The organism is Terrabacter sp. Root181 (genome assembly GCF_001428505.1).
Taxonomy (GTDB): Bacteria; Actinomycetota; Actinomycetes; order Actinomycetales; family Dermatophilaceae; genus Terrabacter.
The window spans coordinates 1,870,051-1,890,574 of sequence record NZ_LMHU01000001.1 but is presented as its reverse complement, the minus strand read 5'-3'; the positions used below and the strand labels follow the sequence as shown (position 1 = coordinate 1,890,574).

Here is a 20,524-nt window from a genome sequence, read left to right as displayed (position 1 = left end):
GTGGCGTCCGCGGCTCTGGCTTTCTCCGGGGCGCTTTTCCTCGCCCCGTCCGCCCAGGCGGTTCACGAGCTCAACCTCATCGAGCTCGACGGCAATGCGGTCACCAACAACGCGGCCTTCGACGACTGGGACTCGGTCTGCAAGGCCGTCACCATCACCAACGACACGACGAGCTCCATCCCGGACCAGTGCGCGAGCGCGGGCGGCCTGCTGGCCAGCAACACCGCTGTCGCCTGGGCCAACGACGGAGCGCAGAACGCCACCATCTTCACCGGCGGCGGCTCCAAGGACCCGCTGACCCTCACCGGATGGCAGTGGAAGGACCAGGCCGGCGGACTGCCGGACAAGGACAACCTSCAGGACGCCTTCGCGGCCCGCTACTCCATCCCCAAGAACACGACGACCTGTCCAGCGCCGTCCACCGCAGCCAACTGTGAGGTCCTGTTCTTCGGGTCCGACCGCTTCGACAACAGCGGCGACGCCCAGCAAGGCTTCTGGTTCTTCCAGAACAAGGTCACGCTCGACCCGGYCACCGGCAAGTTCGTCGGCGTCCACAAGAACGGCGACCTGCTCATCCTCAGCGACTTCAGCAACGGCGGCCAGGTCTCCACGATCAACATCTACAAGTGGACCGGCACCGACGCCACGGGTGGCCTCACCTTCCTGACCGGCGGGTCGGCCTCCAAGTGCGGCGGAGGCGCCAACGACGCCTTCTGCGGCATCGTCAACGCTGCCAACGGCACCACGTCGCCATGGTCATTCACGGACAAGAGCGGCAACAGCACCTACCTCAACGGCGAGTTCTACGAGGGCGGCGTCAACCTGAGCGACCCGTCGATCAACCTCGGCGGCGAGTGCTTCTCGAGCTTCACGGCAGAGACACGGTCCTCCACGTCGACCACCGCGACCCTCAAGGACTTCGTCCTGGGCCAGTTCGCCCTCTGCAGCGCGTCCATGACTGGCAGAAGGGGGCCGAGGCCACCGTCACGNTGGCCCAGGACGAAGTCCTTGAGGGTCGCGGTGGTCAACCTGAGCGACCCGTCGATCAACCTCGGCGGCGAGTGCTTCTCGAGCTTCACGGCAGAGACACGGTCCTCCACGTCGACCACCGCGACCCTCAAGGACTTCGTCCTGGGCCAGTTCGCCCTCTGCAGCGCGTCCATGACGACGACACCGAGCGCTGACGAGACCGCAGCCGGTGCCGTCTCGCCCGGCACGCCGGTCACCGACAAGGCCGTCGTGTCGTTCAAGGGATCCACCGTGCTCCCCACCGGAAACGTCACGTTCTACCTGTGTGGCCCGATCGCGAGCGGCAACTGCGTCGCCCCGGCAGGCACCCAGGTCGGATCGCCCGTTCCGCTCGCCGCAGCCTCCCCGCCGGTCGCGGGACAGGTGCAGGCAGTGTCGTCCGCCGTCAACACGCCCGGAAGCCCCCTGCAACCAGGCAGATACTGCTTCAGGGCGAGCTACCCGGGTGACGCGAACTACCCCGATGCCCTGACCGAGACCAACTCGGCGCAGGAGTGCTTCGTCGTGAGGACCATCCCCACGACGACGGTCACGACGCCGACGGACGGGTCAGGCACGGCCATCCCCAACCCCACCACGACGGGCGTCGCACTCGGAACGACGTTGTTCGACAAGGCCGTCGTGACCGGGACCAGCGCCGGTGGCACGCCGACCGGCAACGTCAACTTCTTCGTCTGCAACCCGAACCAGCTGACTGGCGGCGTCTGCGCCGCGAACACGGGCACCGCGGTCACGGGCAACCCGAAGGCGCTGTCTCCCGTGGCTCTGAGCAACCCGCCCGCAGCCTCCGCACTCTCGGGTGGCGTTCTGGCGAACATCGCTGGAGTGTGGTGCTTCCGCGCCAACTACGTGCCGTCCGGATCGACGTATGACCCGTCCAACGACACCGGAAGTGCCACTGAGTGCGTCAAGGTGAACCCTGACAGCACGACCACCGTGACGACCCCGCAGGTGTCCGGATCGCCCATCTCGGGCACCGTCCCCGTCGGAACCTCCGTCACGGACCACGCAGTCGTGACCGGAACCGCGGCCGGTGGGTCCCCCACCGGTACCGTCGACTTCTTCGTCTGCAGCCCGAGCCAGCTCGACGCCAACCAGCTGTGCAGCACCGGCGGCTCGTCCGCAGGCGCTGGCAAGGCGCTGACGGCCGGGGCGGGCAACACCGCGACGGCGGACTCCGACGCGGTCAACGCCAACGTGGTCGGCAAGTGGTGCTTCCGCGCCGAGTACAAGTCGAACACGGTCAACTACACGAACTCGAGTGACTCGAGGGCCAACGAGTGCTTCACGGTGACGGACACGACGTCTGCCACCTCGGCACAGACCTGGCTCCCGAACGACTCCGCGACGATCACCTCGCTCGGCGGAACCGCACTCAAGGGTTCGATCGCCTTCACGCTCTACGACAGCGACGACTGCACCGGTTCGGTGCTGCGCTCGGCAGAGACCATCGCGGTCGACGACGCGTCACCTGTGACGAAGTCGACGAGCAACACGACGGTCTCGGTCACGACGTCGAAGACGGTCTCGTGGAAGGTCGAGTTCACGAGCACCAACGCGCTCGTGGGCAACAGCACCCACTGTGAGAAGACGGCCCTGACCATCACCAACTGAGTGATAGCGGTGCCCGGGAGCAGTCGCTCCCGGGCACCGTGTCCGGCTTCGTCCGGGGCTCAGCCCTCGACGTGGAAGGACGTCGTGGCCAAGGTGGGGAACTTGTTGTGACCCGCCGAGTAGTACAACGTCGCCGTGCAGTCGGCGGCCCCGCCCGTCCAGTAGTCCGACCGGAGTGTGAAGTCTCGCGCCCACGGCCAGGGGTAGTCGGGGAAGAACCCTGCGGACGACCAGTAGACCTCGGTTCCATCCTGGTAGCAGTACAGCTTGACCATCGGACGGTCCGTGACGGTGGTCGACACCGTGAACGTCACCTGGTCGCCGTAGTTGACCACGGGGTCGTCGACGTTCACGGGGACCATGGTCACGCTCGAGGACCGGCTCTGGCCACCCCGCTCGGCCAATGGTCCTGCGCCCGCCGTGCTCGGGGCGACGAGGACAAGACCGGCAGCTGCTGTGACGGCGAGTAAGGCGCTCGCGGCGCGGCGGTGACGTCGGACAGTGGTGGTGGAGGCCATGTAGTGGTTCCCTTTCGTGGGCCCGACCCGTGGGTCTGGGCATGGACGGCTCCCCTGCGACCGACACCTCCGCGGCGGAGGCCCGCCGAACGCTAGCCGGAGGCTGCGGGGTCTCGCAAGATTCCCCACACATCGGACGTCATGCATGCGTCTCTGACGTTCCGGGCATATGACACCGCTTTCGCGAGATGCGTATCGGGGCACCGGGTCTCGCCTCTGGAGCACGACGCGGGCCGATCAGGACCGCAGTCGTCTCAGACCCGAGCCGGGGGGTAGGGCACCACCACCCAGGAAAGAAGCACCACCATGAAGGTCATCAAGTCAGCCCTCACCACCCTCTTCGCCCTCGTCGTGGCCCTCGTCATGGCGAGCCCGGCCTCGGCCGTCGCGGCGAAGTTCCACTCCGTCAGTGCCTCGGTGTCCAACTCGGGCGCGCTGGTCGTGAGCTTCGACGAGCGGGGGCTCGGCAACGGCAACATCGACTACACGCTCGCCGCCGACTCGAGCGCGGTGTACGCCTGCATCAACGGCGGCGGGAACCACCCGCAGGCCGCCAACAAGGAGACCGTGAACGGCGACGTCTCGGCCGCCGGCAGCTTCGAGTCGAGGAACGGCCGCGTCCAGGCGAGCCTGTCCGCCGGCCCGATCTCGGCCGGCAGCTTCACCTGCCCCGGCGGTCAGCGTCTCGTCCTCGCCGCGGTCACCTACAGCAACATCGTGCTGACCGACACGACGAACGGCACGAGCGTGTCCGTCAACAGCATTACGCGCGTCTTCTTCGCCGTCTGAGCCTTTCCGGGCGGGCACGGCCCGACGAGCGCGCTCGTCGGGCCGTGTGCTCCGGGCAACAGGGGCCCGAGCAGCCGTATGCCGCACCGCCACCCTCCCCCGGCACCGCGGCATAGGCCCCGGGGGTGATCCGCATGGTCAGTGCTGATGCTCGAGCAGGTCCTGACGACCGGACCCCAGCACCGTGAGCGGCAGCAGGGTCTTGCCCGTGGGCCCGATCTCGATCTCGGTGCCCATCTGCGGGCAGACGCCGCAGTCGAAGCACGGCGTCCAGCGGCAGTCGTCGACCTCGGTCTCGTCGAGGGAGTCCTGCCAGTCCTCCCAGAGCCAGTCCTTGTCGAGACCGGAGTCGAGGTGGTCCCAGGGCAGCACCTCGGACTCGCCGCGCTCGCGCGTGGTGTACCAGGCGAGGTCGACCGGCACGTCGGCGAAGGCCTCGTCGGCACAGCGCATCCAGCGCTCGTAGGAGAAGTGCTCGCTCCAGCCGTCGAAGCGGCCGCCGTCGCGCCACACGGCCTCGATGACCTTGCCGACGCGGCGGTCACCGCGTGAGAGGAGCCCCTCCACGATGCCGGGCTGGCCGTCGTGGTAGCGGAAGCCGATGGACGAGCCGTAGCGCTTGTCGGCGCGGATCGCCTCACGGAGCTTGGCCAGGCGCGCGTCGGTCTCCTCGACACCGAGCTGCGAGGCCCACTGGAACGGCGTGTGCGGCTTGGGCACGAAGCCGCCGATCGAGACGGTGCAGCGGATGTCGCGGCGACCCGAGACCTGCCGCCCGGTCTCGATGACCTTCTTGGCGAGCTCGGCGATCTGGAGCACGTCCTCGTCGGTCTCGGTGGGCAGCCCGCACATGAAGTAGAGCTTGACCTGCCTCCAGCCGGCGCCGTAGGCCGCGGCGACGGTCTGGATGAGGTCCTCCTCGGACACCATCTTGTTGATGACCTTGCGGATGCGCTCGGAGCCGCCCTCGGGCGCGAACGTCAGGCCCGAGCGTCGACCGTTGCGGGTCAGCTCGTTGGCGAGGTCGATGTTGAAGGCGTCGACGCGGGTCGACGGCAGCGAGAGACCCGTCTGGGTGCCCTCGTAGCGGTCGGCGAGACCCTTGGTCAGGTCGGCGATCTCGGAGTGGTCGGCCGAGCTCAGCGAGAGCAGCCCCACCTCCTCGAATCCCGTTGCGGCCAGGCCGCGCTCGACCATCTCACCGATGCCGGTGATCGACCGTTCGCGCACCGGACGCGTGATCATGCCGGCCTGGCAGAAGCGGCAGCCGCGCGTGCAGCCGCGGAAGATCTCGACCGACATGCGCTCGTGCACCGACTCGGCGAGCGGCACGAGGGGCTGCTTGGGGTAGGGCCACGCGTCGAGGTCCATGACGGTGTGCTTGGCCACGCGCCACGGCACACCCGCGGCGTCGGCCGCCGGCGCCACGCGCTGGATGCGCCCGTCGGGCAGGTAGGAGACCTCGTAGAAGGCCGGGACGTAGACGCCGCCGGTGCGAGCGAGGCGCAGCAGCACCTCGCGGCGACCACCGGGACGGCCCTGGGCCTTCCACTCCCCCACGATGTCGGTGACCGTGAGGACGGCCTGCTCACCGTCGCCGACGATGGCGGCGTCGATGAAGGACGCGACCGGCTCGGGGTTGAAGGCCGCATGGCCGCCCGCGATGACGATCGGGTCGTCGAGGCCGCGGTCGACCGCGTGCAGCGGGATGCCGGCGAGGTCGAGAGCGGTGAGCATGTTGGTGTAGCCGAGCTCGGTCGAGAAGCTGAGTCCGAAGAGGTCGAAGTCGCGCACCGAACGGTGGGCGTCCACGGTGAACTGCGGCAGGTCCGCCTCCCGCAGCTGCGCCTCCATGTCGGGCCACACGGCATACGTGCGCTCGGCAAGAGCGTCCGCCCGCTCGTTGAGGACCTCGTAGAGGATCATGACGCCCTGGTTGGGGACGCCGACCTCGTACGCGTCGGGGTACATGAGCGCCCACCGCGTGGTCAGCTCCTCGCCGTCGGGGCCGTGGCCGCCGACGTGCCAGTCCTTGACCGTGGAGTTGAGCTCGCCGCCGACGTACTGGATGGGCTTGTTGACCCGCTCCAGCAGGGGCTCGAGGGCGTTGAACAGGGACTCTCCGGGCATCCCGCCATGGTACGTGTGGTCGGGCGGACACCGAAACACGACCAACCGGGCCCCCTCGCCGAAGCGCCGGACACCGGCAGGCCCCCGCCCTAGTCTGGGTGGGCGGAGGTGGGATGGTGGCGACGGTGCCGACGGCGATCCACGTGGAGGTGCTGCCCGCGCGACTGGGCGACTGCCTGCTCGTCGAGTGCCCCCGCCCAGACGGCACGACGTGGCGGATGCTCGTGGACGGGGGCCCTCCGGACACGTGGCCGCTCCTCGAGGCGCGGCTGCGCCGCCTCGACCCGGATGACCGCCACATCGACGTCGCGGTCATCACGCACATCGACAGCGACCACATCGGCGGCATGCTGCCGTTCCTCGCGAGCGACCTGGCCGCGGACGTCCGAGACTTCTGGTTCAACGGGCGCACGCACCTTCCGGTGACCGGGCCCGGCCGGCCACGGAGCGTCGACCAGGGCGAGAGCCTCGTCGCCGCGCTCCGCGGCCCCGACGAGGATCCGCTGGCCGGCGGTCCCTCGGCGCTGCAGTCACGTCGCCGAGCCCTGCCGTGGAACGTCGCGTTCGGTGGCGGGCCCGTCGACACGGGCGCGGCGGGCGGCTTCGTCGAGGTTGCGGTGCCGGGTGGACCGACCGTCACGGTGCTCTCCCCGACGACGAAGCGCCTCATGCGGCTGGCCGACTCGTGGTCGAGGAGCCTGCGCGACGCGCTGGGCGACCACGCCCGCGAGGTGGCGCTCGACGTGCCCGAGCCTCTCGCCGACCTGCAGCACCTGGCCGACGAGCGGACGCCTCGGGACACGTCGGTGCCCAACGGGAGCAGCATCGCCCTGCTCGTCGAGCACCGCGGGGCGAGCGTCGTGCTCGGGGCGGACGCCTTCGGGAGCGTCCTCACCGCGGCCTTGCAGGGTGTGGCCCGCGCCCGCGGGGGTGAGACCCTCACCGTCGACGCGCTGAAGCTGCCTCACCACGGGAGCGACGCCAACGTCGTCGCGGCGCTGCTCGAGGTGGCGCCGGCCAGTCACTACCTCGTCTCGACCAACGGTGATGTCTTCCACCACCCGGACGACGCCGCCATGGCCCGGGTCGTGCTCGGCGCCCCGGCCGGGCCGACCCTGTGGTTCAACTACCGCACCCCACGGACCGAGCGGTGGGCCGACCCGAGGCTCGTCCAAGCGCACGGGCACCGCGTCGCCTTCCCCGAGCCGGGGCACGCCGGCGCCGGGGCGGTCATCGACCTCCCGGCCCGGCGCTGAGCCCCGGGCGTCAGGACCCGTCGTACATCGCGTCGAGCTCGGCGCGGTGCTTCTCGGTGACGGCCTTGCGGCGCAGCTTCATGCTCGGCGTGAGGTCGCCCTCCTCGACCGTGAGGTCCTTGTCGAGGATGGTGAACTTCTTGATCGTCTCCCAGCGGTTGAGGCCGTCGTTGAGCTGGTCGACGTAGCGCTGGACGAGGGCGTGCGCCTGCGGCGAGGCCACCACCTCGGCGTACGACTTGCCGTCGAGCCCGACGGTCGGCGCCCAGCCGACGATGGCGTCGGGGTCGAGGGTCACGAGTGCCGTCGCGTAGTTGTGGCCGGCCCCGTGCACGAGGAACTGGCTGACAAAGGGGCACAGGCCCTTGAACCGCGCCTCGATCTCTGCCGGGGCGATGTACTTGCCGCCCGAGGTCTTGAAGACGTCCTTCTTGCGGTCGGTGACGTAGAGGAAGCCGCGCTCGTCGATGCGCCCGATGTCGCCGGTGTGGAACCACCCGTCCTCGGTGAGCACCTCGGCCGTCGCCTCGGGGTTGTTGTGGTAGCCGCGCATGACGCCGGGTCCCTTGACGAGGATCTCGCCGTCCTCGTCGGCGATGCGGACCTCCGTGCCGGGCAGCGGCCAGCCGACGGAGCCGTAGTGGTACGCGCCGTGCTCGGGCGCGTTGACCGTCGTGCCCGACGACGTCTCGGTGAGGCCGTAGCCCTCCTGGACGAGCAGGCCCACCGACCCGAACCAGCGCGCGACCTCGGCGTTGAGCGGCGCCGAGCCGCTGATCATGAAGCGGACCCGGCCGCCGAAGCGCTCCTGCACCTTGTGCAGCACGAGCTTCGTCGCGAGCGCGTGCCGCCGCGTAAGGGACGCCGAGGGCTGGTCTCCGCGGGCCCGGACGTCGCGCATCTCGCCACCGACCTTGAGGGCCCAGTCGATGAGCTTCTTCTTGACGCCCTTCTCCCCCGCGAACATCAGGGCGATGCGCCCGTGCGCCTTCTCGAAGATGCGCGGCGGGCCGGCCATGAAGGTCGGTTTGATGACGGCCATGTTCTCGACGATCTTGTCGACACGGCCGTCGACGGCGGTCGGGAAGCCGATCTGGAGCCCCGTCGCGACGAGCATCTTGCCGAAGACGTGCGAGAGCGGCAGCCAGAGGAACTGCAGGTCGTCCCCGGTGAAGGTGCCGATGGCGTCGATGACGGCGCCCTCGTAGACGACGCTGTCCTGGACGAGGCGCACGCCCTTGGGGCGGCCGGTCGTGCCGGACGTGTAGATGACGACGGCGAGGGACTCAGGCGTGAGCTGGTCGATGCGCGAGTCGACGAGGTCCGGCGTCGCCGCCAGCCACTCGCGACCACGCTCGGCGAGCTGGTCGGTGGTGATGACCCACCCGTCCTCGCTGCCCGGTCCCGTCAGGGCGATGACCTGCCGGACCCCGGGCACCTCCGAGCGGACGTGCTGGAGCTTGGCGACCTGCTCCTCGTTCTCGGCGAAGACGATGCCGCTGCCCGAGTCGGTGAGGATGTAGGCGACGTCCTCGGCGATCGTCGTGGGGTAGACCGTCGTCGTCGCGCCCCCGGCGCAGATGACGGCGAGGTCGGCGAGGATCCACTCGACGCGCGTCGTCGAGGCGATGGCGACGCGGTCCTCCAGCTGCACCCCGAGGCTGACGAGTCCGGCGGCCCACTGCTCGACGACCTCGTGGGTCTGCCTCCACGTCAGGGTGGTGAGCTCGCTCGACCCCTCCGCGAAGTAGAGGTAGGCCGGCGCGTCGGGCGTGGCCCGGACCCGGCTGCGGAAGAGCGCGCCCACGCTGGGGGCGCGGCCGTCGAGGATGTTCTGGTCGACGTCCCGGTCGGCGAGTGCCTGGAGGGGCATGTGGACTCCTTTGTCACTGCGGTTGCCCGTCATCGGCGTCTGCGGGCGACCGCGCCATGCCGGGATGATGTCAACAATCGACCCGCCAGTCACGCATCCGTCGGCGTCGTCGGCGAAACGTGACCCGTCGGTAACCGGACTCGGGGGTCACCCGCGCGCGGGCTCACCCCCACAGGGCGCGGGCCGTCACGTGGCGTCCGCCTCGCCGCTGCGAGGCGGACGCCACGTTGCCGACGAGGCCGATCGCGATCCACGAGGCGATGAGGGACGAGCCGCCGCTCGACACGAAGGGCAGCGGCAGGCCCGTCACCGGCATGAGGCCGAGGTTCATCCCGATGTTCTCGAAGGCCTGCACCCCGAGCCAGACGGCGACGCCGATCGCGACGAGGCGGCCGAACGCGTCGGCACGGCGTGCCACGACGACGCACCGCACGACGATGAAGCCGATGAGCACGACGAGCCCCGCCGCCCCGAGGAAGCCGAGCTCCTCCCCCGCCACGGAGAAGACGAAGTCGGTCTCCTGGAACGGGATGAAGCCGCCCTGGGTCTGGCGACCCTCGAAGAGACCCTGTCCACCGAGGCCGCCCGAGCCGATCGCGATGCGCACCTGACGCGTCTGGTAGCCGATGCCCTGCGGGTCGAGCGAGGGGTCGAGGAAGGCCCGCAACCGGTTGCGCTGGTAGCCCGAGAGGACGGGCGTCACAAACGCCGCGCCGACGGTGGCCGCGCCGACGACGACGACGCCGAGCGTCCACAGGGCGGGGGCTCCGGCGGCGGCGATGATGACGACCGACATCGCGACGAGCACGAGGGCGGACCCGAGGTCGGGCTGCGCCAGCACGAGCACGACGGGGATGCCGGCCACGACCCACGCGAGCGCCACGTCCCGGTGACGCTGGCGCAGCCCGCGCTCGGCCCGCTCGGCGAGGAGCATGGCCAGGCCGATCGCCAGGGCCACCTTCATGAGCTCCGAGGGCTGCAGGCTCATCCCTCCGGGCAGCCGGATCCAGGAGCGCGACCCGTTGACCGTCGACCCGAGCGGCGAGACGACCGCCGCCAGACCGAGCACGGCGAGCACGTAGACGACGGGCGCGGCCGCGCGGACGACCCGCACGTCGAGCCGCGTCACCACCGCAGCGCAGGCGATGCCGACGCCGAGCGCGACGAGCTGCTTGAGCGCCGCGGTGCCGCCCACGGACGCGCGGGTCGCGGACCACACGAGGACGACTCCGACGACCGACAGGCCGAAGGCGCCGATGAGCAGCCCGAGGTCCACGCGCAGCCACGACGGACCGCCATCGCGCAGCCCCGACGAGGCTCGCAGGGACGGCCGGCCACGAGCGCTCCGCGGAGGCGTCGGCCGCAGCAGCGGCCCGGCTACGACGGGACGATCGCCGAGAGGATCTCGCGACACCGGACCACGTCCTGGGCCATCTGCTCGACGAGCGTGTCGATCGACTCGAACTTCAGGGTCGGGCGCAGGTGCGAGACGAACTCCACCGCGACGCGCTCACCGTAGAGGTCGAGGTCGGTGCGGTCGAGCACGTAGGCCTCGACGCGGCGCTGGTGACCGTCGAACGTCGGGTTGGTGCCCACCGAGAGGGCTGCGGGGAGCGTGCGGTCAGGCGCACCCTCGTGGAGGTCGAGACGGACGAGCCACCCGGCATACACCCCGTCGGCCGGCACGAGGCCCTCGTGGTCCTGCGAGAGGTTGGCCGTGGGGTAGCCGAGCTCGCGGCCGCGGTGGTCACCGTGCACGACGGTGCCGGTGACCCGGTGGGGGCGACCGAGGATCTGGGCGGCGTGGTCGACGTTGCCGGCGAGCAGCTCGGACCGCAGCTGCGTCGAGCTCCAGCGGGCGCCCTCGTCGGCGCCCTCGCCGATGTCGTCGAGGGCGATGACCTCGAACCCGTGCGACGCGCCGAGCTCGCGCAGCGTGCCGACGTCACCGGAGTTGCGCACGCCGAAGCGGGTGTCCTTGCCCACGACGACGGCGCACGCACCGAGGGCGTCGACGAACGTGCCGCGGACGAACTCCTCGGGGGTCTGCTGCGCGAACTCGCGCGTGAACTCGATGACGAGCACGGCCCCCAGACCGACCGAGGCGAGCGCGTCGAGGCGCTGCTCGAGCGACATGACGACCGCCGGAGCGCGGTCGGGGTAGAGCACGGCGATCGGATGCGGCTCGAAGGTGACGGCGACGGGGATCGCGTCGCGGTCGGCGGCCTCGCGCACGACACGCGTCAGGACCTCGCGGTGGCCGCGGTGCACCCCGTCGAAGTTGCCGAGGGTGACGACGGTGGGCCCGAGGTCGGCCGGGATGTCGTCGAGTCCGTACCAGCGCTGCACGGCGACCACTGTAGTGGCCGTGCCGGAGCGGACGTCCGAGGGCTCGGGCACGAGGCTCAGGCCCCCGCCCCGGTCGCGGCGAAGACCACCTTGGCCCGGGCCGTCGGACGCGTCTCGTCGAGCACGGCAACGAGGCGCCCGTCCGGGTCGATCGCGGCCACGGCGTCAGCGCCGGCCACGGCGCTCGGGATGCGCTGGCCGTAGCCGAGGGCGACGGCCTCCTCGGCGGTCACCTCGTGCACGGGCAGCTGCGCCCGCGCCGCCTCGGCGATGGGGAGCAGGGGTATGCCGTCGGGCCCGTCGGCCTCCGACGTGGCCGTGAGGTCGTCGAGCGACGCGGCATCGTCGAGCCCGAAGCGGCCCACGCGCGTACGCCGGAGCGCCGTCAGGTGCCCGCCGACGCCGAGCGCCTCGCCGAGGTCGCGGGCGAGCGCGCGGACGTAGGTGCCCGACGAGACGTCGACCTCGACCTCGACGTCGACGACGTCGATGGGCGGACCGACCTCGACCGTCGCGGTGCCGGGACGCACGGAGAGCATGTCGAAGCGGCTCACCGTGACCGGCCGCGCGGGCAGGTCGACCGTGTCGCCCTGCCGGACGCGGGTGTAGCTGCGTACGCCCTTGACCTTGATGGCGCTGACGGCGCTCGGCACCTGCTGGATCTCCCCGGTCAGGGCGGCGACGGCGGCCGGCAGCGCGGCCTCCAGGGCCAGCACGTCCTCGACGCCGAGCGCCTGGGTGGTCTCACCCTCGGCGTCGTCGGTGAGGGTGGCCATCCCGAGACGGATCGTGGCGGCATACGACTTGTCGCAGCCGACGAGGAAGGTGAGCAGCTTCGTGCCCCGATCGACGCCGAGCACGAGGACACCGGTCGCCATGGGGTCGAGCGTGCCGGCGTGCCCGACCCGGCGGGTGCCGCAGAGCCGGCGGGCGCGCGCCACGACGTCATGGCTCGTCCAGCCGGCCGGCTTGTCGACGACGAGCAGGCCACCCGAGCGGTCGGTCATCGGGCGTCGACGTCCGCGTCCACCTCGGCGTCCACGGTGTCGTCGCTGGCGTCGTCCTCGGAGCGGTCGACCGGCTTGCGGTAGGGGTCGGCGTCGCCGGCCGGCGTGGCGTTCGCCGCGGCGCGCGCCAGCTCCTCGTCGCGAGCACGGGTCTGGGCCACCAGGTCCTCGAGGTGGGCAGCACCCTCGGGCAGCGCGTCGGCGATGAACTCGATCGACGGGGTCAGGCGGATGCCGATGCCCTTGCCGACGGCCGAGCGGATACGGCCCTTGTTGGCCTCGAGCACCTCGGCCGTGGCCTGGCGGTCCTCGTTGCTGCCGAAGACGGTGTAGAAGACGGAGGCCTGCTGGAGGTCGCCGGTGACGCGGGCGTCGGTGATGGTGACGAACCCGAGGCGTTCGTCCTTGAGCCGGAACTCGAGGTACTCGGCGACGATGACCTTGATCCGGTCGGCGATCTTGCGGGCGCGGGCGGGGTCAGCCATGACTACCTCTGCTTTCGTGTGCGTGCGGTCGGACCAGCCGACGTGGTGATCACCCTAGTAGCGGCGCGGGGACGCTGCGCATTCCCGTCCGGGCGTCCGCGGGTCGGGTGGGACCCCGCAGACGGCGACGGCGCCGACCCCCGTGGGGGGCCGGCGCCGTCGCACCTGTCGAGCTCAGGCGCGCGGCTTCTCGCGCATCTCGAACGTCTCGATGACGTCGTCGATCTCGATGTTGTTGAAGTTGCCGAGGTTGATACCGCACTCGAAGCCCTCGCGGACCTCGGTGACGTCGTCCTTGAAACGACGCAGACCGGTGATCTCGATGCCCTCGCCGATGACGGTGCCGTCGCGGATGATCCGCGCACGGGTCCCGCGCTTGATCTCGCCGGAGCGCACGAGCGAACCCGCGACGTTGCCGAACTTGCTCGACTTGAAGACCTCGCGGACCTCGGCCGTGCCCAGCTGGACCTCTTCGTACTCCGGCTTGAGCATGCCCTTGAGCGCTGCCTCGACGTCGTCGATCGCCTGGTAGATGACCGAGTAGAAGCGCATGTCGACGCCCTCCCGGTCGGCCAGCTCGGCGACACGCTCCGCGGGGCGGACGTTGAAGCCGATGATGATCGCGTTGTCGACCGTCGCGAGGTTGACGTCGTTCTGCGTGATGGCACCCACACCGCGGTGGATGATCCGCAGGTCGACCTCGTCGCCCACGTCGATCTTGAGCAGCGCGTCCTCGAGCGCCTCGACCGAACCCGACACGTCACCCTTGAGGATGAGGTTGAGGGTGTCGACCTTGCCCGCGGCGAGAGCCTCGTTGAGGTCCTCGAGCGAGATGCGCTTGCGGCGCTTGGCGAGGCTCGCCGCACGCGACGCCGCCTCACGACGCTCGGCGATCTGACGGGCCGTGCGGTCGTCGGGGGCCACGAGGAACGTGTCACCGGCGCCGGGGACCGACGTCAGACCGAGCACCATGACGGGCCGCGAGGGTCCGGCCTGCTCGACGTTGTTGCCGTGCTCGTCGAGCATGGCACGCACGCGGCCGTGACCGCTGCCGGCCACGATCGAGTCACCGACGCTGAGCGTTCCCGACTGGACGAGGACGGTCGCGACCGGGCCGCGGCCCTTGTCGAGGTGCGCCTCGATGGCGACACCACGGGCGTCCTTGTCGGGGTTGGCGCGCAGGTCGAGGGCCGCGTCGGCGGTGAGCAGGACGGCCTCGAGGAGCCCGTCGATGTTCGTGCCGTTCTTGGCCGAGACGTCGACGAACATCGTGTCGCCGCCGTACTCCTCCGCGATGAGGTTGTACTCGGTCAGCTGCTGGCGGATCTTCGCCGGGTTGGCGTCCGGCTTGTCCACCTTGTTGACGGCCACGACGATCGGCACGTTGGCCGCCTGGGCGTGGTTGAGCGCCTCGATGGTCTGCGGCATGACGCCGTCGTCGGCGGCGACGACGAGGATCGCGATGTCCGTCACCGACGCACCACGGGCACGCATGGCCGTGAAGGCCTCGTGACCGGGGGTGTCGATGAACGTGATGGCGCGCTTCTCGCCCTCGTGCGTCGTGGCGACCTGGTAGGCACCGATGTGCTGGGTGATGCCACCGGCCTCGCCCTCGGCGACCTCCTCGGAGCGGATCGCGTCGAGGAGCTTCGTCTTGCCGTGGTCGACGTGGCCCATGACGGTCACGACCGGCGGACGCGCCTCGAGGTCCTCGTCCTCCTCGGCCTCGAGCTCGGCGTCGAGGTCGATGTTGAACGAGCCGAGCAGCTCGCGCTCCTCGTCCTCGGGCGACACGACCTCGATCTCGTAGCCGAGCTCGGCGCCGAGCACCTTGAAGGTCTCCTCGTCGAGGGACTGCGTGGCCGTGGCCATCTCGCCGAGGTGGAAAAGCACGGTGACGAGCGACGCCGGGTTGGCGTTGATCTTGTCGGCGAAGTCGGTCAGTGAGGCACCACGACGGACGCGGATGGTCGTCTTGCCGTCACCACGGGGGACGCTGACGCCACCCAGGCTCGGGGCCTGCATCTGCTCGAACTCCTGGCGCTTCGCGCGCTTGGACTTGCGGCCTCGGACCGGGCGACCGCCGCCACGACCGAAGGCACCAGCCGTCGAGCCACGACCGCCGCCGCCACCGCGGGGACCGCCGAAGCCGCCGGGACGACCGCCGCCGGGGGCGCCGCCGGGGCCACCACCGAAGCCGCCACGGCCACCGCCGCCACCCGGGCCACCACGGCCGGGGCCGCCGGCCGGGCGCTGGCCCGGACGGCCGACGGTGCTGCGCTCGGGCATCATGCCCGGGCTGGGACGCGGACCACCGGGACGCGGGGCGCCACCGGGAGCACCGGGACGACCGCCCGCTGCGGGGGCACCGGGACGCGGGGCGCCACCGGGAGCACCGGGACGCTGGCCGCCCTGACCACCCTGACCACCCTGGCGCTGCTGCGGACGCGGCATGCCCTGGCTGGGGCTGAACGGGTTGTTGCCCGGACGCGGGCCGGCGTCGCCACCGGGACGCGGGGCGCGGGACTGGCCCATGCCCTGGCTCGGGGCGAACGGGTTGTTGCCCGGACGCGGCTGACCCGGACGGGGAGCCGGACGCGGGGAGGCCGGGACGCCGGAGGTCTGCTGACCACCGTCACGGCTGGACTGCACGCGCGCCGGGGCCGACGCCGCGGGAGCGGCGGGGGCCGGAGCAGCCGGGGCCGGAGCCTTCGGTGCCGGGGCGGCGGGCGCGGGAGCTGCCTTGGCGGGCGCCGGAGCGGCCTCCCGGGCGGCAGGTGCTGCGGGAGCAGCCGGGGCGGGGGCCGCCGGCGCTGCGGCTGCGGGGGCGGCCGGCGCGGGGGCCGACGGCGCCGGAGCAGCCTTCTGGGGCGCGGCGGGGGCCGCGCTGGTGGGGGCGGCCTTGGGGGCCGCCGGCTTCTTGTCTCCGCTGGACGAGCCTTCCCGGGGGAAGGTCTCGATGATCTTGCGGACGACGGGGGGCTCGATGGTCGACGATGCCGACCGGACGAACTCTCCCTGGCTCTTCAAGTGTGCGAGCAGTGTCTTGCTCTCGACTCCGAGCTCCTTTGCGAGCTCGTAGACCCGGACCTTAGCCACATCTCTCCTGTTCCTGGTCCGGCCTGAACAGGGAGTGGCCGAACCGTGGGTTATTGCTGGGGCTTGCTCATCGCTGAGTACTCATCGGGTGCTCATAGCGTTTTCAACCCGCCTTGTGGTTCGTTGACTGATCTCTGACTGATCCGGTGCTCCCCCGTCGTGGGCGGGCACCGGTGCGTGCTACTCGTGCTGGACCCCGAGCTGTCGTGCCACCGCGCTCACGTCGAGCGCCGCCTGCAGTCGCAGGGCACGCCCGAACGCCTTGCGGCGCACTGCCAGCTCGAAGCATTCGGGCGTCGGGTGCAACCACGCACCACGTCCCGGCATCCGGTGTCTCGGGTCGGGACGGAGCGTGACCGGGGAGGTGTCCCCAGCGTCTCTGTCCGTCGCCGCGACCACTCGCAGCAGGGCCGACCAGCTATCCATTCCTCGACATCCCACACAGGTGCGGGACGGCTCAGCACGGAGTCCAGTCCGGTCGGCCACAGACAAGTCTACCGCGTTCGCGCCGCTCCCCGCTCCACGGGGTGCGCCGGGCCGGGCGCTCAGCGCCCGTCAGGCGCCACCTCGACACCGCCCCCCGTCGCACCGGAGGCCTCGGGCGCCTCGGTGTCCGGGCGGATGTCGATGCGCCATCCGGTGAGCTTGGCGGCGAGGCGGGCGTTCTGCCCCTCCTTGCCGATCGCGAGGCTCAGCTGGTAGTCCGGGACGACGACGCGAGCCGTGCGCGCCGACGCGTCGACGATCTCGACGGACTGCACGCGGGCCGGCGACAGCGCGGCCGCCACGAAGGTCGCCGGGTCGTCGGCGTAGTCGACGATGTCGATCTTCTCGCCGCGCAGCTCGGTCATGACGGCCCGCACGCGCGCCCCCATCGGGCCGATGCACGCGCCCTTGGCGTTGACGCCGGAGACCCGGCTGTGGACCGCGATCTTCGTGCGGTGCCCGGCCTCGCGGGCCAGGGCGGCGATCTCGACGGTGCCGTCGGCGATCTCGGGCACCTCGAACTTGAAGAGCGTGCGCACGAGGTTGGGGTGGGTGCGGCTCAGACCGACCTGCGGGCCCTTGGGTCCGCGCTTGACGCTGACGACGAAGCAGCGCAGGCGCTCGCCGTGGACGTAGCGCTCGCCCGGTACCTGCTCGGCCAGGGGCAGGATGCCCTCGACCGTGCCGAAGTCGACGAGGACGTTCCGGGGGTCCTGGCTCTGCTGGATGATGCCGGAGATGACGTCGCCCTCGCGGCCCTTGAAGTCGCCGAGGATGGCCTCGTCCTCGAGGTCGCGCAGTCGCTGGACGATGACCTGACGTGCCGTCGAGGCGGCGATGCGGCCGAAGCCCACCGGGGTGTCGTCGAACTCGGGGCCGGGCTCGCCACGCTGCGGACGCTCACCCTCCTCGGTGACCGGCAGGAGGTCGCCCTCCTCCCGGGCCCACACGATGACGTGGCCCGTCTTGCGGTCCAGCTCGACCCGCGCGATGCGCTGGCTGCCGTCGGTGCGGTGGTAGGCGACGAGGAGCGCCTGCTCGATCGCCGGGATGAGCACGTCGAGGCTGATGTCGCGCTCCCGTTCGAGGGCGCGCAGGGCTGCGAGGTCGATGTCCATCAGTGGTCCCCTTCCAGGGCGGACGTCTCGTCCGGGTCGTGGGTGTCGTCATGGGCGTCGTCGGTGCCGCCGGAGCCGTCGTGAGGCTCGTCGTGAGCCTCGTCGTGCGCGTCGTCGGCCGTCTCGACCCGCTTGAACTCGACCTGCACGGTGCCCCGCTGGACGGTGTCGAGGTCGAGCGTCACGTGGCGCGCCGGTGTCTTCTTCGTGGCGGCGACCTCGAGGATGAGGGAGTCCGAGCCCACCGCGGTGAGGCGCCCGGTGTCGGTGCCGCCCTGGTGGACGACCTCGACGAGGCGGCCGACCTGACGGCGGAGCTGGTCGCGCGAGGCGAGCGGCCGGCCCACCCCCGGCGAGGACACCTCGAGCACGTAGGGCGCCTGCCCCATGACGTCGCTGGCGTCGAGCTCATCGCTCACGGCACGCGTGGCGTCGGCGACGGCGTCGAGGGACAGCGGCGGGACGGCGCTCGTGGTGTCGGCGACGTCGAGGTCGGCGATGTCGGAGTCGACGAGCACGCGCACGAGACGGCGCTTGCCGGCAGGAGACACGGAGACGTCCTCGACGACGAGCCCGAGGGGCGCGAGCACCGGCTCGAGCGTCGCTCTGATCTCCTGCACCGTGCTCATCAGTCGACGCCTCCTGCTCTTCTCGAATGTCCGGTGCCCACACCCCGAGGGGGCGCGACGGGCACCGCGTGCCCACCACTCTATCGGCGCCGGGGGGTCGTCGCAGACCGCCGCCCGCGTGCGAAGATCTCGGCATGGACGGCGACACCCGTGGGCTCGGGTCACGGGTGATGGACGGTCTCGGCCGTCCCCCACGCCGTCTCCTCGTGCTCGGCGGCGGCGCTGCGGCCCTCGCGCTGCTCGTCGACCGCGGCCTGCGCCTCGACGTCCCGCCACCGCCCCCGCCCGTGCCGACGCGCCGTCCCGCTCCCGACGAGGCACTGCTGCTCTCGGCCGTGGCCGACCTCGAGCGGGTCGTCGCGGCCGAGACGTCGGTCCTCGCGGGCGACGACGGCGGCGCCCTGGTGCGCCGCCTCCGCACGGTCAACCGGGAGCAGCTGCGCGTGCTGCGCGGCCGCCTGACGAACGCCGGCGTCCCGAGAAGCGTCATCGACGCCGCCGTGGCCGCCGGCCCGACGCCGTCGGCGGGTGCACGTGCCACCGGCACCCCGGCACCCACGGGCCCCGGCACCAGCACGGCAGCCGCCAGGCCCGTCCGCACCCGCAAGGCGCTCGCCGCCCTCCTCGACTCGCTCGGGCCCGACGACTGGGCCGCCCTCACGACGGCGACCACCGACACCCGCGAGCTGCTCGCCGCGGCCTACGGCCAGCGCCTCGCCGGAGCCGTGCTCCTCGGCCGGGAGGTCGCCGTGTCGTCGCCGAGCCCCGCGCGGCCCGAGGTCGTCGCGCGGACCGAGCCCCTCGTCTATGCGTTCGAGGTCGTCGCCGCGCAGAGCTCGGGCGACCAGCGGTCGACGGCCGAGGAGACGCTCGCGGCCCTGGTCCGGCTCCAGATCTCCGTGTCCGGGACCAGCTCGACGACCCCCGCCGGCTGGGCGCTGCCCTTCCCGGTCACCACACCCGACGCGGCCCTCCGGCTCGCGACCGAGACCCTCTCGTCCGCCGTGGATGCGGGCACCGAGGTGGCGGGTCCGCAGCCGAACGCCGCCTCGCTCGAGGACGTCGCGCGCTGGAGCGCCAACGTCCAGGCCCTCGCCGTCGACTGGGACGTGCCCCTGACCGCCTTCCCGGGAGCCACCGCATGAGCTACGACCCGATGTACGACCTCATCCCGGCGCTCTTCGCCCACGAGGTGAGTGGCTACGAGCCCGACGGCTACGTCTCCGGGGAGGACTGGATCGACGCGCTCCCGGGGCTCATCACCGACCTGTTCGCGGAGTGGGAGCTCGAGCCCGTCGGCCGCGCGACCAACGGCGTGTGCGCGGTGGCCATCCCGGTGCGGCTGCTGGGCTCGGGCCGCGACGTCGTCGGCGTGAGTGGCGACGGCGTCCTCAAGATCACCTGGCCCCACCCCGAGGCCGCCACCGAGCACCTCGCGCTGCAGACGTGGAACGGCCACGGCGCGGTGCGCCTCGTCCGGGCCGACCCCGCCCGCTTCGCCCTGCTGCTCGAGCGCCTGCACACGCGCGACCTCACCCGCGTCGACGTCGACGAGGCCTGCGGTGTCATCGGTGACCTGCTCGGCGTGCTGCGCCGGCCGCCGCACCCGCGCGTCCCCAGCCTCACGGCATACGCCCTCCGTCAGGCGGAGGAGCTGAGGGCGGCACCGGCCGTGCTGCCGCGGCGCTACCTCGACCAGGCCTCCACCCTTGCCAGGGAGCTCGTCGACCGGGCGCCGGCTGAGGACCGGCTGCTGCACACCGACCTGCACTACACGAACGTGCTCGCTGCCTACCGCTCGCCGTGGCTCGCCATCGACCCCAAGCCGATGGCCGGCGACCCGGCCTTCGAGGTGGCACCGGCCCTGTGGAACCGGGCCGACGAGCTCGGGACCGGCTCGGAGGTCCGCTGGTCGCTGCGGCGGCGGCTCGAGATCATCTGCGAGCGGGCCGGCCTCGACGAGGGGCGCGCCCGCGCGTGGACGATCGTCCGCGAGGCCGACAACGCCCTCGACGCGGCCGAGTCGCTCGCGAACGGTCCGGCCGACGACGCCTGGGCGCACGACCGGATCAGCCTCGCGGTGACGATCATCAAGGCGATGAACGACTGACCGCAGGGCTGGCGCGCGGCTGGCGCGACGCT

The 20,524-nt window shown here is 71.5% G+C and carries 16 protein-coding genes; 5 read left to right on the top strand and 11 right to left on the bottom strand.

The annotated features are described in order from the left end of the window. Nucleotides 1–990: 990 nt before the first annotated feature. Nucleotides 991–2,643: hypothetical protein (locus ASD90_RS24240; protein WP_235506444.1), on the top strand; the 1,653-nt coding region annotated here is incomplete at its 5' end. A 59-nt stretch (nt 2,644–2,702) separates the two neighbouring features. Here the strand turns inward: ASD90_RS24240 and ASD90_RS08765 are convergent. Then, nucleotides 2,703–2,996, bottom strand: coding sequence for a hypothetical protein (locus tag ASD90_RS08765; RefSeq protein WP_157623063.1), 294 nt, complete (start codon nt 2,994–2,996; stop codon nt 2,703–2,705). A 471-nt stretch (nt 2,997–3,467) separates the two neighbouring features. On the opposite strand from ASD90_RS08765, the gene ASD90_RS08760 reads away from it, so the two are divergent. Next, nucleotides 3,468–3,950, top strand: coding sequence for a hypothetical protein (locus tag ASD90_RS08760; RefSeq protein WP_200958556.1), 483 nt, complete (start codon nt 3,468–3,470; stop codon nt 3,948–3,950). Between the two features lie 138 nt (nt 3,951–4,088). On the opposite strand, the gene ASD90_RS08755 is transcribed toward ASD90_RS08760, so the two are convergent. Next, nucleotides 4,089–6,080 (bottom strand): TIGR03960 family B12-binding radical SAM protein, encoded by a 1,992-nt coding sequence (locus ASD90_RS08755; protein ID WP_056754081.1) that lies wholly within the window; start codon nt 6,078–6,080, stop codon nt 4,089–4,091. A 116-nt stretch (nt 6,081–6,196) separates the two neighbouring features. Between ASD90_RS08755 and ASD90_RS08750 the strand changes: the two genes are divergently transcribed. Then, the gene (locus tag ASD90_RS08750) at nt 6,197–7,336 is read left to right on the top strand and encodes an MBL fold metallo-hydrolase (RefSeq protein WP_162260183.1); all 1,140 of its coding nucleotides are present in this window, start codon (nt 6,197–6,199) and stop codon (nt 7,334–7,336) included. Between the two features lie 10 nt (nt 7,337–7,346). On the opposite strand, the gene ASD90_RS08745 is transcribed toward ASD90_RS08750, so the two are convergent. The 9 genes from ASD90_RS08745 to rimP all read right to left on the bottom strand — a co-directional run bounded on the left by ASD90_RS08745 (nt 7,347) and on the right by rimP (nt 18,382). Further along, a complete protein-coding gene (locus ASD90_RS08745; RefSeq protein WP_056754076.1) occupies nt 7,347–9,209 on the bottom strand; it encodes a long-chain fatty acid--CoA ligase in 1,863 nt (620 codons plus the stop codon). A 163-nt stretch (nt 9,210–9,372) separates the two neighbouring features. Continuing rightward, nucleotides 9,373–10,623, bottom strand: coding sequence for a rod shape-determining protein RodA (gene rodA / locus ASD90_RS08740; protein WP_082588548.1), 1,251 nt, complete (start codon nt 10,621–10,623; stop codon nt 9,373–9,375). Then, nucleotides 10,587–11,558, bottom strand: a complete 972-nt coding sequence (locus ASD90_RS08735; protein ID WP_056754740.1) for a bifunctional riboflavin kinase/FAD synthetase — start codon at nt 11,556–11,558, stop codon at nt 10,587–10,589. Before ASD90_RS08735 ends, rodA begins: the two co-directional genes overlap by 37 nt. Before the next feature lie 56 nt (nt 11,559–11,614). Beyond that, on the bottom strand, nt 11,615–12,565 hold the full coding sequence (gene truB / locus ASD90_RS08730; RefSeq protein WP_056754073.1) for a tRNA pseudouridine(55) synthase TruB: 951 nt from the start codon (nt 12,563–12,565) through the stop codon (nt 11,615–11,617). Then, the gene (rbfA, locus tag ASD90_RS08725; RefSeq protein WP_056754070.1) at nt 12,562–13,050 is read right to left on the bottom strand and encodes a 30S ribosome-binding factor RbfA; all 489 of its coding nucleotides are present in this window, start codon (nt 13,048–13,050) and stop codon (nt 12,562–12,564) included. The genes truB and rbfA overlap by 4 nt, the downstream gene beginning before the upstream one ends. A gap of 174 nt (nt 13,051–13,224) precedes the next feature. Next, on the bottom strand, nt 13,225–16,149 hold the full coding sequence (infB, locus tag ASD90_RS08720; RefSeq protein WP_056754068.1) for a translation initiation factor IF-2: 2,925 nt from the start codon (nt 16,147–16,149) through the stop codon (nt 13,225–13,227). A gap of 180 nt (nt 16,150–16,329) precedes the next feature. Beyond that, complete coding sequence (locus ASD90_RS08715; protein ID WP_255358550.1) at nt 16,330–16,590, bottom strand: YlxR family protein; 261 nt, start codon at nt 16,588–16,590, stop codon at nt 16,330–16,332. Nucleotides 16,591–16,694: 104 nt separating this feature from the next. Continuing rightward, nucleotides 16,695–17,753, bottom strand: a complete 1,059-nt coding sequence (nusA, locus tag ASD90_RS08710) for a transcription termination factor NusA (protein WP_056754061.1) — start codon at nt 17,751–17,753, stop codon at nt 16,695–16,697. Beyond that, nucleotides 17,753–18,382 carry a ribosome maturation factor RimP gene (rimP, locus tag ASD90_RS08705; protein ID WP_056754059.1) on the bottom strand — a complete coding sequence of 210 codons (630 nt, stop codon included), beginning with the start codon at nt 18,380–18,382 and terminating at the stop codon, nt 17,753–17,755. The genes nusA and rimP overlap by 1 nt, the downstream gene beginning before the upstream one ends. A 134-nt stretch (nt 18,383–18,516) precedes the next feature. Here rimP and ASD90_RS08700 point away from each other — a divergent pair, with 134 nt between their 5' ends. Further along, nucleotides 18,517–19,527: a DUF4439 domain-containing protein gene (locus ASD90_RS08700; protein WP_157623061.1), complete on the top strand. Its 1,011-nt coding sequence runs from the start codon at nt 18,517–18,519 to the stop codon at nt 19,525–19,527. Beyond that, entirely contained in the window at nt 19,524–20,492 is a 969-nt protein-coding gene (locus tag ASD90_RS08695) for an aminoglycoside phosphotransferase family protein (RefSeq protein WP_056754054.1), read from the top strand. The genes ASD90_RS08700 and ASD90_RS08695 overlap by 4 nt, the downstream gene beginning before the upstream one ends. Nucleotides 20,493–20,524 lie beyond the last annotated feature (32 nt).

What these genes read in the sequence shown, in the direction of transcription:
- ASD90_RS08755 (WP_056754081.1), bottom strand. Translation starts at nt 6,080, where the DNA reads ATGCCCGGAGAGTCCCTGTTCAACGCCCTCGAGCCCCTGCTGGAGCGG.
- ASD90_RS08700 (WP_157623061.1), top strand. Translation starts at nt 18,517, where the DNA reads ATGGACGGCGACACCCGTGGGCTCGGGTCACGGGTGATGGACGGTCTC.
- rbfA (WP_056754070.1), bottom strand. Translation starts at nt 13,050, where the DNA reads ATGGCTGACCCCGCCCGCGCCCGCAAGATCGCCGACCGGATCAAGGTC.
- ASD90_RS08745 (WP_056754076.1), bottom strand. Translation starts at nt 9,209, where the DNA reads ATGCCCCTCCAGGCACTCGCCGACCGGGACGTCGACCAGAACATCCTC.
- ASD90_RS08760 (WP_200958556.1), top strand. Translation starts at nt 3,468, where the DNA reads ATGAAGGTCATCAAGTCAGCCCTCACCACCCTCTTCGCCCTCGTCGTG.
- truB (WP_056754073.1), bottom strand. Translation starts at nt 12,565, where the DNA reads ATGACCGACCGCTCGGGTGGCCTGCTCGTCGTCGACAAGCCGGCCGGC.
- rimP (WP_056754059.1), bottom strand. Translation starts at nt 18,382, where the DNA reads ATGAGCACGGTGCAGGAGATCAGAGCGACGCTCGAGCCGGTGCTCGCG.
- ASD90_RS08695 (WP_056754054.1), top strand. Translation starts at nt 19,524, where the DNA reads ATGAGCTACGACCCGATGTACGACCTCATCCCGGCGCTCTTCGCCCAC.
- nusA (WP_056754061.1), bottom strand. Translation starts at nt 17,753, where the DNA reads ATGGACATCGACCTCGCAGCCCTGCGCGCCCTCGAACGGGAGCGCGAC.